At 61.4% G+C, this 14389-nt stretch carries 13 protein-coding genes and 1 tRNA gene; 7 read left to right on the forward strand and 7 right to left on the reverse strand.

From position 1 onward, the window contains the following. Positions 1-64 precede the first annotated feature (64 nt). Positions 65-919, forward strand: coding sequence for an S-formylglutathione hydrolase (fghA, locus tag ACN9MW_RS19685; RefSeq protein WP_426162190.1), 855 nt, complete (start codon positions 65-67; stop codon positions 917-919). 7 nt (positions 920-926) lie between these two features. Here the strand turns inward: fghA and ACN9MW_RS19690 are convergent, their stop codons facing one another. Then, positions 927-1880, reverse strand: a complete 954-nt coding sequence (locus ACN9MW_RS19690) for a chemotaxis protein (RefSeq protein ID WP_426162191.1) — start codon at positions 1878-1880, stop codon at positions 927-929. A gap of 141 nt (positions 1881-2021) precedes the next feature. Next, positions 2022-2097, reverse strand: a tRNA-Gly gene (locus tag ACN9MW_RS19695). Positions 2098-2174: 77 nt separating this feature from the next. Between ACN9MW_RS19695 and ACN9MW_RS19700 the strand changes: the two genes are divergently transcribed. The 4 genes from ACN9MW_RS19700 to ACN9MW_RS19715 all read left to right on the forward strand — a co-directional run bounded on the left by ACN9MW_RS19700 (position 2175) and on the right by ACN9MW_RS19715 (position 6376). After that, entirely contained in the window at positions 2175-3821 is a 1647-nt protein-coding gene (locus ACN9MW_RS19700) for a Na+/H+ antiporter (protein ID WP_426162192.1), read from the forward strand. Beyond that, positions 3818-4867 (forward strand): sensor histidine kinase, encoded by a 1050-nt coding sequence (locus tag ACN9MW_RS19705; RefSeq protein WP_426162193.1) that lies wholly within the window; start codon positions 3818-3820, stop codon positions 4865-4867. Before ACN9MW_RS19700 ends, ACN9MW_RS19705 begins: the two co-directional genes overlap by 4 nt. Next, positions 4855-5571, forward strand: a complete 717-nt coding sequence (locus ACN9MW_RS19710; RefSeq protein ID WP_426162194.1) for a LytR/AlgR family response regulator transcription factor — start codon at positions 4855-4857, stop codon at positions 5569-5571. The genes ACN9MW_RS19705 and ACN9MW_RS19710 overlap by 13 nt, the downstream gene beginning before the upstream one ends. Before the next feature lie 88 nt (positions 5572-5659). Further along, positions 5660-6376: an SDR family oxidoreductase gene (locus tag ACN9MW_RS19715; RefSeq protein ID WP_426162195.1), complete on the forward strand. Its 717-nt coding sequence runs from the start codon at positions 5660-5662 to the stop codon at positions 6374-6376. Here ACN9MW_RS19715 and ACN9MW_RS19720 read toward each other — a convergent pair. Next, positions 6257-7255 (reverse strand): LysR family transcriptional regulator, encoded by a 999-nt coding sequence (locus tag ACN9MW_RS19720; RefSeq protein ID WP_426162196.1) that lies wholly within the window; start codon positions 7253-7255, stop codon positions 6257-6259. The two genes, ACN9MW_RS19715 and ACN9MW_RS19720, sit on opposite strands and share 120 nt — an antisense overlap. Before the next feature lie 89 nt (positions 7256-7344). On the opposite strand from ACN9MW_RS19720, the gene ACN9MW_RS19725 reads away from it, so the two are divergent. Continuing rightward, positions 7345-8364, forward strand: a complete 1020-nt coding sequence (locus tag ACN9MW_RS19725) for a metallophosphoesterase family protein (protein ID WP_426162197.1) — start codon at positions 7345-7347, stop codon at positions 8362-8364. Here ACN9MW_RS19725 and ACN9MW_RS19730 read toward each other — a convergent pair. Then, positions 8338-9927 carry a sigma-70 family RNA polymerase sigma factor gene (locus ACN9MW_RS19730; protein ID WP_426162198.1) on the reverse strand — a complete coding sequence of 530 codons (1590 nt, stop codon included), beginning with the start codon at positions 9925-9927 and terminating at the stop codon, positions 8338-8340. The genes ACN9MW_RS19725 and ACN9MW_RS19730 overlap by 27 nt on opposite strands. 177 nt (positions 9928-10104) lie before the next feature. Between ACN9MW_RS19730 and ACN9MW_RS19735 the strand changes: the two genes are divergently transcribed. Then, the gene (locus tag ACN9MW_RS19735) at positions 10105-11295 is read left to right on the forward strand and encodes an acyltransferase family protein (protein WP_426162199.1); all 1191 of its coding nucleotides are present in this window, start codon (positions 10105-10107) and stop codon (positions 11293-11295) included. A gap of 97 nt (positions 11296-11392) precedes the next feature. On the opposite strand, the gene ACN9MW_RS19740 is transcribed toward ACN9MW_RS19735, so the two are convergent. The 3 genes from ACN9MW_RS19740 to ACN9MW_RS19750 all read right to left on the reverse strand — a co-directional run bounded on the left by ACN9MW_RS19740 (position 11393) and on the right by ACN9MW_RS19750 (position 14352). Then, positions 11393-11995, reverse strand: coding sequence for an RNA-guided endonuclease InsQ/TnpB family protein (locus tag ACN9MW_RS19740; RefSeq protein WP_426162200.1), 603 nt, complete (start codon positions 11993-11995; stop codon positions 11393-11395). Positions 11996-12023: 28 nt separating this feature from the next. Continuing rightward, a complete protein-coding gene (locus ACN9MW_RS19745) occupies positions 12024-13139 on the reverse strand; it encodes a suppressor of fused domain protein (RefSeq protein ID WP_426162202.1) in 1116 nt (371 codons plus the stop codon). Between the two features lie 283 nt (positions 13140-13422). After that, entirely contained in the window at positions 13423-14352 is a 930-nt protein-coding gene (locus tag ACN9MW_RS19750; protein ID WP_426162203.1) for a sensor domain-containing diguanylate cyclase, read from the reverse strand. Positions 14353-14389 lie beyond the last annotated feature (37 nt).

Consider the following 14389-nt stretch of genomic DNA (forward strand, 5'->3'; position numbering starts at 1 on the left):
GACTTACCTCCGAGCCGTACTATATTGCAATTGTGAAAAACGTGTCACACGAATCTTGGTTACAATGCCACGTATGGACATGATCAGCGAACACGTTTGCCACGGTGGAGTGCAGCGCTTCTACCGGCATGAGTCGGAAACGATTGGCTTGCCAATGCGCTTCTCCATCTTCATTCCGCCGCAGGCAGCGCAGGGGCCGGTGCCCGCGCTGTTCTATCTCGCGGGACTTACCTGCACTGAGGAGACCTTTGCCATCAAGGCCGGCGCGCAGCAGCATGCCGCACGCGAAGGCCTGGTCCTCATTGCACCGGACACCAGCCCGCGCGGCGCCGGCATCGAGGGCGAATCGGCAAGCTGGGACTTCGGCGAAGGGGCAGGCTTCTATCTCGACGCAACGCAAGCGCCGTGGTCGCGGCATTACCGCATGGAGAGCTACATCCACGAGCTGCGCCAAATGGTGATCGATGAATTGCCGGTCGATGCGAAGCGCATCGGCATCTTCGGCCATTCGATGGGCGGGCATGGCGCGTTGACGCTGGCCTTGCGCCGGCCGGACCTGTTCCGCAGCGTATCGGCTTTCGCGCCGATTGCAGCGCCGGTGCGCTGCCCGTGGGGACAGAAGGCTTTCGAAGGATACCTGGGGCCGGACAAGGAGACCTGGCTGCAGCACGACGCCAGCGCGCTGATGGCGGTGCAGGACGAAGCGCCCTTCCCCAGCGGCATCCTGATCGACCAGGGCCTGGCCGACAAGTTCCTTGACGAGCAGTTATATCCGGGAGTGTTCGAGGATGCGTGCCGCGCCGCCGGGCAGCCTTTGGAGCTGCGCCGGCATGCGGGCTACGATCATGGCTACTACTTCATTTCGAGCTTCATTGCCGACCATGTGAAATTCCATAGCCGGCAGCTGAAAGAGCTTTAATGCGACATCACTTGGTGAGGACGCGGCGGATGGTTTCCGCCAGTTCTTCCGCGACAAACTTGGCCACGTAAGCGTCCGCGCCGACACCCTTCACGTGGTCTTCGTTGGTCTTGCCCGACAGCGAAGAGTGGATCACCACCGGAATCTTGGAGAAGCGCGCATCCTGCTTCACCAGGCGGGTCAGCGTGAAGCCGTCCATCTCCGGCATTTCCAGGTCGGTCAGCACCAGCGCTACACGATCCTCCACCGCGATGCCTTCCGCCTTGCAGCCTTCGGCGATGTGATTCAGCTTGTCCCAGGCTTCCTTGCCGGTCTTCATCATCACGAACGGCGCATGCATCGCTTCCAGGCCGCGCTCGATCAGGTTGCGCGCCACCACCGAATCGTCGGCCGCCAGGATGAAGGTGCCCGGCTTCAGCGGCAGGCGGCCCACCGCGGTTTCATCGATATCCTTGCCATCGCTCGGGGTCAGGTTGCGCAGGATGGTTTCCACGTCCAGCACCTGCGCCAGGCGGGTGTTCTGCACGTCGCCATCGACGCGGGCGATGGATGTCACCATGCCGCCGCCGTGGCTGCCTTCGGCGCTCAACACCTGGCTCCAGTCCAGGCGCACGATCTCGTCCACCGATTCGACAGCGAAGGCCTGGGTGGTGCGCGCGAACTCGGTCACCAGCATGATGTTCAGGCCCGTCTTCGGCTTCACGCCGACGATGCCCGGCAGGTCCATCACTGGAATAATCTGTCCGCGCAGGTTGACCACGCCCAGCATGTGCGGCTCCGAACCGGCAACGGCGGTCACGGTCGGCATCGCCACGATCTCGCGGATCTTGAAGACGTTGATGCCGTACAGCTCGGAGTTGCCGCTGGTGCTATCGACGCCGAGGCGGAACAACAGCAGCTCGAACTTGTTGGAGTTTGTGAGGTTACTGCGCTCGTCAACTTCTTGTTGAACGGAATTCATCGATCGCTCCAGTCTGCTTTAAATGGCATTCCCTTTGGTATGGAATGTTTCGGCAGTATACCGGCCCTTTTTAAGGGCCGGGAGCGATGAGGGGCAGAAACAACAAAAAAAGGACGCGCGATGGCGTCCTTTCAAGAATTCTGGAGCGGGAAAAGAGTCTCGAACTCTCGACCTCAACCTTGGCAAGGTTGCGCTCTACCAACTGAGCTATTCCCGCAGAGGAGGCGCTATTATGACAGTGACTACCCCGAGTGACAAGTTCTTTTTCATTTGGCATGCCCCTATAATGTCCGGATGGATTCTATCGAGATAGTTTTGGCAATGCTGCTGGCCGTGATCGCCAGCGCCTACGTGAAGCGGATGCTGTCCGGCGGCATTCCCCTCCCCCTGGTACAGATCGGCCTTGGCGCCGGGATCGCCGCATGGTCCGGCCACGGCATCCAGCTTGACCCTGAGATGTTCTTCCTGCTGTTCATTCCGCCGCTGCTGTTCCTCGATGGCTGGCGCATTCCGAACACGGGCCTGTTCCGCGACCGCGTGGTGATCCTGGAGCTGGCCTTGGGCCTGGTGATCTTCACCGTCCTGGGCGCCGGCTACATGATCCACTGGATGATCCCCGCCATGCCGCTGCCGGTAGCATTTGCGCTGGCCGCCATCCTGTCGCCGACCGATCCGATTGCGGTCGGCTCGATTGCGTCGCGCGCCCCGATTCCCAAGCGGCTGATGCACATCCTGGAAGGCGAAGCCTTGCTGAACGATGCCAGCGGCCTGGTGTGCTTCCGCTTTGCCGTGGCAGCGGCGCTGACCGGCACCTTCTCCTTGACGACCGCTTCGCTGACCTTTGTCTGGCTCGCGGCGGCCGGCATCGCGACCGGCGTGGCCGTCACTGCAGCCATCGCCTGGCTGCAAGGCCAGCTCACCATGCGCTACGGCGAACCGGCCGGCTCGCCCATCCTGGTCAGCCTGCTGATTCCCTTTGGCGCCTACCTGGTCGCCGAGCGCCTGCACGCCTCGGGCATCCTGGCAGCCGTCGCTGCCGGCATCACCATGAGTTACGTGGAGCTGGGCGGCCAGGCCCTGGCAGCAACGCGCATCCAGCGCACCGCCGTATGGGACACGGTGCAGTTCACGCTGAACGGCGTCATGTTCGTGCTGCTCGGCGAGCAGTTGCCCGACATATTGCGCGGCGCCAGCGAATCGCTGGAACAGAGCGGCCATATCAATCCCTGGTGGCTGGTGCTGTACGCCTTCGCCATCAGCTTTGGCCTGATTGCGCTGCGCTTCGTGTGGGTGTGGGCGACGCTGCGCGTGACCCTGTACCGCCGCAGCCGCCGCGCCACCTCGGCGCAAGGCGGCAAGCCACACTGGCGGCTGCTGCTGGCAACCGCGCTGGCCGGTGCGCGCGGTGCGATCACCCTGGCCGGCGTGCTGACCTTGCCGCTATTCCTGCCGAACGGCGAGCCCTTCCCGGCGCGCGACCTGACCATCCTGTTGGCCAGTTCGGTGATCCTGATTTCCCTGCTGGCAGCCAGCATCGGCTTGCCGCGCCTGCTGGGCGGCATGCGCTTCCCGGAGGAGCCGGCCGAGCGCCAGCAGGAAGACATGGCGCGGCGCCAGGCCGCATCGGCGGCGATTGCCGCCATCGAGCGCGCGGAACTGGCGCTGGCCGACGCCCACCATCCCGACGTGCTGCCGCAAGCGGCTGCGCGCGTGATTGCACTCTACGAATACCGCCTGAACGTGGCCTGGTCGGCGGAAGACCAGAACAAGGAGCACTTCCGCAAACTGGACCGCGCCGAGCGCGAACTGCGCCTGGCCGCCATGGTGGCCGAGCGCCAGGCCATTTTCGACCTGGCGCGCCACCACCATATTTCCGACGAAACGGCGCGCAAGCTGGTGCGCGAGATCGACCTCGTCGAAGCACGCCACCAGAAAAAATGAACCGGCGCGCCACGCTATCACTCCTCGCCGCGTGGCTGCTGTTCTGGGCCATGATGGTGGCGACCGCGGTGCAGGATTTCCTGCGCCACGACAGCGGCCCGCTGTGGCAGCCATTTCTCTGGGAGTCGTCGTCCATGGCGGTGGCCACGCTGCTGTTTACCGCACAGCGGCTTGCCACGCGGCGCTTTGACGGCATGCTCGCCACGCCGGCGCGCTGGTTGGCGCGGCAAGCCTTGTGGCTGCCGGCCTGGTGGGTCCTGTTCACGCCCCTCGCCTTCGGCATCCGCCACGCCGTGTATGCCATGGCCGGCATGACTTATGAACATGAGCCATGGGGCCAGACTTTCCTGTACGAGAACATCAAGATCTCGATCTTCGTCGTGATCTTTACGCTCATTGCCTTCGGCATGCTGTCCTTCCGCGCGGCCGAGCAAGCGAATGCCCAATTGCGCACGGCGCAGCTGCACCAGCTCACGCAGCAGATGCAGCCGCATTTCCTGTTCAATGCGCTGAACACGATTTCTTCCCTGATGCACAGCGATGTCGAGCGCGCCGACGCCACGCTGGTGCAATTGGCCGACGTGCTGCGCGCAACGCTGGATGTCAGCGGCCAGCAGCAGGCGCCTTTGCCGACCGAGCTGCGCCTGCTGCGTGGCTATGCCCGCCTGATGGAAGAGCGCTTCATTGACCGCGTACAGATCGAATGGGATATCGACGCGGCCTGCGGCGAGTGCCTGGTACCGGTGATGAGCATGCAGCCCTTGCTGGAGAACGTGTTCAAGCACACGGTCGAAAGGCGGCGCGGCGTAACGAAGATCGCCATCAGCGCAAAACGGGATGGCGGCAGCCTCGTGCTAGCAGTCTGCGACGATGCCGGGATGCTCGCCTCCCACGCCGCGGGCAGCGCCACAGGCGGCGCAGGCATCGGCGTGAGCAACCTGCGCGAGCGGCTACAGGCACTGTATGGCGCGCGGGCGAGCCTGCGGCTGGTGCAGCTCGAACCGGCCGGCGTGCGCGCGGAAATGAGACTGCCATGCGTATCCTGATCGTCGACGACGAACGGCCGGCGCGCGACAAGCTACGCCGCATGCTGGCGCATGAGACGGACATAACAGCCATCGAAGAAGCGCGCGATGGCGTGGAGGCGCTGGAGAAAGTCGAGACCTTCGCACCCGACGCCATCTTCCTGGACGTGCAAATGCCCGAGGTAAGCGGTCTGGAGGTGGCCGCCTCCCTGCCCCATCCAGCGCCGCTGGTGGTCTTCGCTACCGCATTTGACGAATATGCCGTCCCTGCCTTCGACGCCAACGCCATCGACTACCTGCTGAAGCCCTTCGACGCCGCGCGCCTGCAGCGCGCCATGCAGCGCCTGCGTGAACGCGTCGCCAGCCGCGCCGCGCAAAGCGAGAACGCGCCCGGCGCCCTCGGCCTGCCGCTGCGGCAACTGCTGGTCAACGAGCGCGGCGGCACGCGCGTGGTGCCGGTCGCCGACATCGAGTGGCTCGAGACCGCCGACAACTACGTAGTACTCCACACAGCGCAAGGCGCACCGCTGCTGCGCCAGACCCTGACCGACCTGCTGGACAGCCTGGGCAGCCAATTTGTGCGCTGCCACCGCCGCGCCGCCGTGCGCCTGGCGCTGGTCGATAAAGTCGACCAGCAAGGGCAACTTGTGCTGCGCAACGGTGCCCTCGTCCCCCTCGGCCGCAACTTCAAGACCGCCATCCTGGACGCCCTCGCCCATCGGTAATTCCGATAGCCGGCATCGTAAAATCCCGTTTCCTTTTCGCGCAGCGCGCCCGCGACAATGTCCCTGTCCACAACCAAGGAGGAATTCAATGGAACGGGTATTGATCGCCGGCGGCAGCTCCGGCATGGGCCTGGCGCTTGCCGAGCGCCTGCTGCGCGAGGACTGCGCAGTGACGATAATGGGCCGCACCGAGGCGAAGCTGGCCATGGCACGGGAAACACTGAAGCACTCGCCGCAGCTGACAACCATTGCTGCAGACATCACCCAGGAAGACCAGGTCGCCGCCCTGTTCGCACAATGCGGCAATCTTGACCACATCGTCTGCACCGCCGCTGACATCGGCGGCGCCTACCAGCTCTTGCCGGACATCGACGTCGCGGTGATGCGCAAGGCCATGGACTCCAAGCTGCTAGGCCCGCTCCTGTTGGCCAAGCATGGCGCCCCGATGCTGCCCGCTTGCGGCAGCATCACCTTCACCACAGGCATCGCCTACTGCCGCCCAGCGGCACGCGGCTCGGTCGTCGCCGCGATCAACGGCGGCCTCAATTCTCTGGCCTACGCCTTGGCGGTTGAACTTGCGCCGATCCGCGTCAACGCAGTCTCACCCGGCTGGGTCGATTCACCAATCTGGGACTTTGTCGCTGGCGATGCCAAAGCCGGCATGCTCGAAGGAATGGCCAGCAAATTACCGGTTGGCCGCATCGGCCACGTCGGCGACATCGCCGACGCCATCTGTTTCCTCATGCGAAACCGCTTCACTACCGGCAGCGTGCTGCACGTCGATGGCGGACACCGGCTCGTGTAACCCAACAGCCCGTAGCCGAAACGCATCCAGGAGCTGGCGCATGGCAAATGGCAATTGCCTCGGCCGCCAGCTCATATGGATGCCAATGCGCGCCGCGCCGCCCTCCCAAGGCAGGGCCGCAAGCCCGGCGCCTTGCCCCGCGACGGCCAGGCGCGGCATCAACGCGCAACCGAAGCCGGCACGGACCATACTCACGATCGCACCCAGGCTGCCATATTCACCGGCCACCTGAGGCACCTGGCAACCCGAAGCGGAAAAGGCACTGTCAAACATGCTGCGGTAGACACATCCTTGCGCTGTCACGAGAAAGCGTTCACGCGCAGCGTCCCGCGGCCCAACACTGGCGAGACTGCCAAGCGCGTGTCCCGCAGGCACCAGCAGGACCAGTTCGTCCGAAGCAACGCATTCGCTGTGCAGGCCGCTGTCGGGCGGCGGCCGGGAAAAGGAAAAGCTCAGGTCCAGCGAACCATCCCGCACCGCATCGCGCAGCGCCCCGGTTCCGGCCACCTGCAAATCGACCTGCAGTGCCGGATGCCGGCCCTGGAATTCTGCCAGGATCGGCGCCAGCCAGTGCGCGCACAAGGTTTCCAGCGCGCCGACTGCGAGCCTGCCCCGCACCGCCACGCTGCCAAGCACAGCGGCCCGGGCATCGGCCGCCAGCGCCAGCATGGTCCCGGCATACTCCACCAGTGCCGCACCAGCATCGGTCAGTGCCAGCTTGCGCTGCGAGCGCTCGAACAACGCCACACCCAAGTCCGCCTCCAGCGCCTGGATCTGCTCTGTCACGCTGGACTGCGCAAGATGTACCTTCTGCCCCGCCCTGGTGAAACTGAGGGTGGAAGCGACGGCCAGGAAAGTTCGTAAGTGTTTGAGCTGCATGTCACGCATTATCGCCGAGATTTCCCTTAAAATCCCCTGAACTTTTGGTAGCCCCGCCTGTCCAAAGCGGACTAACCAGGGAGACCATCATGACAACAACACTGCTGACAACCTTGCTGCACATCTCCGATTTGCACATCGGAAGCCTTGATCCAAGCACAGGCGATGCAACGATCAGCCCCACCGTACAAGTTGGACTGGACAATTTTCCCCTCTTCGATGGTCTATTGGGACATCACGCCGTTGGCTTGCGTGCGCTTGCCGAATTCGTCGCAGACCTGCGCAACAGGGACGAGCAGTTCCAGATCCTGGTCACTGGTGACCTTAGCCGAAACGGAGATGCAGATGAACTCGCACTGGCGCGTCGTTTCTTTGAAAGCGAAATCGACCTTATCCCACCCAATGGTGATTACGTAGGCCTGAACGCCGCCGGAAAAATCATCGCCATCCCCGGAAACCACGATCACTGGGCAGGACTGCCGGTGCCCATTGGCGCGACCCCCACCAATTTTTACCACTACTTCATCCGCTCGTTGCCGGCAACACGCAGCTTCCCGCTGGGGAAGCACGGGCATGAGTTAACCCTGATCGAACTTGATTCGGATGCGGACGTGCGCCCCAATTCGATACAGCGCACCTGGGCGAGGGGAAGTTTCTGCTCGCAATTGAAACTACTGGATACGATGCTCGCAGCCCGCAAAGAACGAGAAATCCGCGCACTGGTCATACATCATGCCAGGACATGCACTGGCTTCAGCCTGGCCATGTCCAGCACTACGATGCAGGCGCTGGATCGCTTTCTGCAGCAGCATCAGATTGCAGTCATCTTATGTGGCCACACGCATAAGGCCTCCGTACGGCGCCATTATGCCGGCGCCAGGGAGTGCTGGGAATGCGGCGCGGGCTCAACGACGCAATTTGATGTCGTTCCCCGCAAGTGGCGGCTCAGGCTGCGCAAGCCAAACGCCATCAGCCCCGGGCCGAATGCATTAATGCTCCATCGCATCTTCGACAAGGATGGCAGGCTCGAGTGGACGACGACAACGTACGAGCGTTCAGCAAGGGGGTTCACTGCCACGCGCTCACCGCGCGAGTTCGCCTTGCAATAGCGGCGAGCCATGTGCGATGTCGCGTTGATTGGCGCACCAACGCTTCACTAGTGCGTCCCGCGTGAGGAATCCTGTTGGGCGCGTCGTTTCCGGCAACTTGAAGAAAGTGTTCGCACCCAGATAATAGTAGCCGCTGACCAGGAGCGGCGACGCTTGCATCATGCAGACAAGACTGCGCGCCAGCGCGGGCGCGAGCTCCAGCTCAAGATCAAGCGTACCCGCGATGGTCCCGCATAACAGCTTGGGCTTGATTGCTACGCTCTTGCCTTTTTGCTTGACGACGAGATCAGCGTCAGAGTCCTTGCGAGCTATCGCTCCTTCGCCGGCGCGACGAAGCGAGCGATTGAACAGCAGTTCCATTTCGCGCAAGGCTTCAAACACCATGCCGGGCGACAGGCCGTATTTCAGCAAACGTTCGCTAGCGGGGTCGCCACGCCGGCAGGAAGCGTGATACTGGCGCAAATGCTGTACCAGATCGGGTTCCGGTTTCTCTGCGGCCATCAACGCGAGTTCCCAATGTCCCGGCCCGGAAGGCGGACGCACTTCATCCAGCTTCTCGAGCAGCGCTGCCCAGGCATCGGCGATCACTTGCTGTTCGCCATCGAGCATGGCGGTCATGGAAGGCTGGAGCTCCTCCGATTCGATGTCCGCCAATTCATCGCTACTCAGCGCAGTGTAGACGCTTGCAAGCCATTCGGGATGGGCAGCCAGTGCGGCACATTCGGCATTGTCAAGCAGCAGGTCTTCCTGCTCTAGCGCCAGGCGAATATCCTGCGCATGCGCGCGCAAATGTTCCAGGGCGTCGCTGTCATCAAATGCGCTGAGCGCTTTCCTAAGTATGTCGAGTTCCGGCATGATATTTCTCCCCTGTCGAACCGGCCGCTCTATACCTCGAATCGAGTTGAGCAGGGCTTGCGCAAAGCGCGCCTTGGCCTGGTTCACCTGTTCAGTTGACATTCCGAGTTCGGCGGCCACAAAGCGTGGCGACTGGTCCATCACCCAAACCCGGTAAGCGATATCGGCGTCGGCCTCTTGCGGCCTTGCCTCCATCAATTGCAACGCGACCCGGCTGACCGTAGCCGCCAGCTGTTCGCGCATGCGATAGCGCGTGAGACGGTGTTTCTCCGCGAGTTCGCGCTCGCCAGGCGCATAGTCCGACAGGAAATCGGCCAGCAAAGCCTGCTCCGCCTCGGGCAAATGCGAAATGGCCTCCTTGAGCTGCGCAGTTTGCTGCTTCAATTCGGCCGCTTCGAGCGGCAAAGGGTCCGCTGCCGCCAGGTCGAGGCATTCCTCGATATCGACGGCGCGTGAGCGCAGCCGGTGCAGCTTCAATTGCCGACGGCGGCCAAAGCGGTAGAAGGCGGTGGCGAGGTAGGGGGCGAATTCGCCCTTGGCCGCGTCAAAGCGGCTATTGAGCGGTTCCCACTCAAGGAAGAAGTCGTGGATCAGGTCGCGGGCGTCGTGCGGCTGGATGTGATATCCATCGCGCACCAGTTTGCTCAGCACGCGCCAAAGCAGCGGCTCGAACTCGAGGAAATTCCTGGGGGACGCCAACGCACTCATCACAACTCCAATCGGGGCACTCAATACAGTCATATTGCACGGCGCCAGCCAACTGGTTGAAATTTGGATCAATAAATGCGTTCGCCCCAACTAAATGCCGTTCGCCACCTATTGCTGGCCTGGCAAGACCGCCTTCCCTAAGCTGGAGCCATGTCCAACCCAGCTTGCCAAACCATCATGCAAAACCAACGCCTGTATTTCCTCGACTGGCTGCGCATCGGCGCATTCTTCCTGCTCGTGCTGTACCACACCGGCATGTATTACGTGACCTGGGACTGGCACGTCAAAACGCCCCACCCCAGCGACGCCATCGAGCCGCTGATGCTGCTGTCTTCGCCCTGGCGCATGTGCCTGCTGTTCCTGATCGGCGGGGCCGCAGCCGCCTTCCTGCTTGACAAGCTCGGCGGAAAAGGATTGGCCAAGGAACGCAGCAAGCGCCTGCTGATTCCGCTTATCTTCGGCATGTTCTTCATCGTCCCGCCACAATCCTACTTCGAAGTGGTGTCTGACGTCGCCTACCAGGGCAGCTATGTCGACTTCATGCAACTCTACGTCCGCGCCTACCACGGCTTCTGCGACCACAACGGCTGCCTCGACCTGCCGACCTGGAACCACCTCTGGTTCCTGCCCTACCTGTGGATCTACACCCTGCTGCTGGCCGCCATCGGCAGCCGCCGCGTGCAAGTGATGGGCAACTGGCTGCTGCGCCACCTGCAAGGCTGGAAACTGTTTGTGCTGCCAGTTGCTTTCCTCGCTGCAGGCCGCATCCTGCTCTTGCCGCACTGGCCGCATACCCACAACCTGACCTCCGACTGGCATAACCACGCCATGAGCCTGCCCTTCTTCCTGCTCGGCGCGGCCATGGCACGCCAGGCTGAATTCTGGCAGCGCCTGGAAAACGCCCGCTTCGCCGCGCTGGGCTTTTTCCTCGCCAGCTGGGCTTCTCTCATTTTCTTCTACGCGACGGGAGACACGTACAAGGACTGGCTGCCACTGGCGCGCACCGTGTACGCTTTCTGCCAATGGAGCGGGATCGTCGCAGTCTGCGGCTTCGGCCACCGCCACTTGAACTTCGACAGCGCCAAGCGCCGCTACCTGACGCAGGCCGTCTTCCCGGTCTACATCCTGCACCAGACCCTGATCGTCTGCCTGGCCATGGGCCTGCGCGCGGCCGGCCTGGCGCCGGTGACCGAAGGTGCACTGATCGTGGTGCTGACCTTCGCCATCAGTTTTGGCGTCTTCGAAATGGTACGCCGCGTACCTCTTCTGCAGCCGCTATTTGGATTGGCAAAGTCCTCGGCTACAACAACAGAGACGCCTCTTAGCGTGAAGCTGTCCGCCAAGTCATCTACCTTTCGGGAAACTTGAACTATCGCGCTCCACTACAATCAGCAACTAGAGACCGTTCGGCGGTTTGCGACCACGCCTCGATGCGAACTACTTCTTCTTTGACGCCCTCCCTGCCCTAAAGGACGGGGATTCCTGCAACCAGCGTCGCGCGCCCGCGACGGAGAATGTTTTTCGCAGCATTGAGATCACGGTCATGTGCCGCGCCGCAATCACTGCAAATCCACTCTCTTATTCCAAGGCCTGCAATACCTCTCGGCCGCGAATCGGGCAGTGCGCCACAATCCGAGCAGGTCTGGGTGGTAAATCGTTCGTTGACTTCCACATACCGCGCGCCATGCCTAACGGCCTTGTACGCCAGCATTCTCCGGAAGGACGACCAGCCTGCATCAAGCACGAACTTCGCCAGGCTGGTCTGGGCGAGTCCGGCGGCATTGACATTGCCGACAGCGATACAGTCGAAGGCACGCCCGATCTTCAACGATTCGTTATGCAGAAAATCGAGCCGGCGGCGCGCCGTATAGGCATGGATGGCCTTGATCCTGCGCCGTTTATGTGCACGCTGCGCCACCGCGAGCGCCGCTTCGGCCTTGCTGTGGAACCCAGGCGCAGGAATCCTGTTCGTGTCAGTCGGCTCCTTGCACTCCCCGTCCTGAAGGACGGGGTTTCTCGGAACAAACCTGATGAATGTGAAACTGGAACTAGCAAAGTCCGATAACATTCGGCAATTTCGTTCGCCTGAATTCTTTTCACCACACGTCTAGCGTCAGCGTCCGCTGCTCACCGCTTTCCGAATGCGATGCATTCATATGGATGCGCGAAGGTACAAAACTTGTATCCCTATATTCAGGGCGGACGTCCAGGCTATTTATTGCGCCTTCCTTAACCCATGCCCGGAGCGTTTGTATATGGGCAGTCCGTTGTCTGACCGTCCTAAGTGGGACGTAAAGAACATTCATCGCCACATCTTCGCCTCCAAACTCTGCGGGGAACATCAAGAGCTTTGCCAATTGTCCCTTTGCCTCGAGTGCTTTTGCTTGTTCGAGGCTCGCCACCTGTGCGAAGTCGGGTTCCTCGATACAAACAACACTCGGCCGGTCCAGGACGCTAATCTGGCCCACTCCAGATTTCTTCAGTTCGCCTAGTAAGTTATTGCGCCCATTAGTCATGGACCAATGCATTTCGTCTTCGGTGATCACCGTCGCGACAAGCAGTTCCATCTTCCCGTTGGGGAGGGCAAGGTGATCAGGGAGCGGCGCATGGGACTTGCTGATGAGCAGGTTGACGAATTTACCTTCACCGATGCCAATCTGTTCAACCGTGACGCCTTGGTGCCGTTCCACGACGCTGAGAAGGTCCGCATCTTTGAGCACCTCCGCTTTGGTAGCCCATTGCAATAGCCAAAGTGGCCAATCAGCATTCTCCTTGGCAAGCACGATCAGCTCATATCCATACCCTGGTCGATCAGAGCGTGGCCTCACATTTGCTTTCTGGCGCAACGTACCGGCAAACCCAACGGCTCGCACGCCGTTGCTCTCGCTGGACGTGGGCAACGCATCGACCATCTCCAATGTGGTGGGCATATCGGGATTGGAAAGCCCGAAGGTTGTGTAGATGAATCCTGGCTCCCCCGCGATCTTGGACGGGATGACGTAGAGCCCGCCGCCTGGCCATACGCCGGAAAGATCCATCAACTTGAGGATGTCGTTGGGCAATGAACCAAAATGCTGTTCGAACAACCGGGAGCGCGCGTCATAGACCTGCTGCCAAAGTGCCTCTTCCACCGATGGTGCGGCTTCCCTACCTTTAATGCTCGTACCTTGGTCTTTCTCTTTTCCACCAAACAACTTGCCAAATAGGCTCATTGTGCTTTCCCCCACTTCAATAAGTTATATGTTATTCGATTCCAACGGCGGCGATTGGCCGTTCGCAGGCGGAATAAAGACCTACGAAATCTCGACATGCCTTTCCTAGCCACGATTGTTTTGTCCTGGGGCCAGTTTTTCATCTTGCCGAATTGCAAAATGTAGGCGACCGTCAATTCAATGGGGAAATTGTCCCTCGCCAGCAGGAGGGACAACAGATCATACGCGGATTCGCGTCTTCGCTCGGCGCCCGCAGTCGGACTGCCGTTTGTTACGGGGGCGATTAATTCAGAACTTTGCGTGACCGCTTTGCACGGTACATCTCAGCATCGGCTATCGCGAGAGCCTCCTCCAGGTCGATGCCGGGTTTGCGCATCGCCATGCCGATTGACGCGCGCACGTCGTAGCCGGCCAGCGTTTCCTGTACCCGCAGTAGCATGGCCTGGGCATCGAAGTAATCGCATTCAACCATCAGCATCGCGAACTCATCGCCGCCCATCCGTGCGACCACATCGGAACCGCGCGTCACTTCTTTTAGTGCCTTGCTGCAACGAATCAACAGCGCATCGCCGGAAGCGTAGCCCTGGGTATCGTTATAGAACTTAAGGTCGTCCAGGTCGATCGAGACCACACAGGCCGGGTGGCCATAGCGGCGGCAGCGCTCTTCTTCGCGCACCATCAGCATGTCCCAACCGCGGCGGTTGTACAGGCCGGTCAGTTCGTCGCGCGTGATGTCGACATCCATGCGCTCAGCCTTGCGCACGTTTTCAGCGTTGGCCAGTTCGGCTTCCAGCAGGCCGCCCAGCAGTTCGCCCATCAGAACCACCATATCCTTGTCTTCGCGGATGCGTTCAGGTTGCGGCTCTGGATCGATGGCGCATAAGGTGCCGAACAGGGTGCCGTCGGCGCGCCGCAGCGGGACGCCGACGTAGGCGCCCACCTTGATCTTGTCGGTAATCGGGGCTTGCGCATAGGCCGGTTCGCTCGTCACGTCGGGCGCGATGTGCGGACCCTGTCCTTCGACCATGCGCGAGCACAAGGTTTCGGCCCAACTGTAGACCTGGCCGGCCTTCACGCCATAGCCATGGTCATCGGCAAACAGCACGATCCAATCTTTCCCGTCGGTACGAGTGACCATCCACAATTTGAAGCCCAGGCGCTGCCGAAGGAACTGCATGGTGGCCTTGGAAGCGGCCGCAAAATCGTTCATCATTGCTTGCCTCATCAATAGCTGGTTCCGGCTCGGAGTC

The organism is Pseudoduganella sp. R-34 (genome assembly GCF_049904655.1).
In the GTDB taxonomy this organism is placed as follows: Bacteria; Pseudomonadota; Gammaproteobacteria; order Burkholderiales; family Burkholderiaceae_D; genus Rugamonas.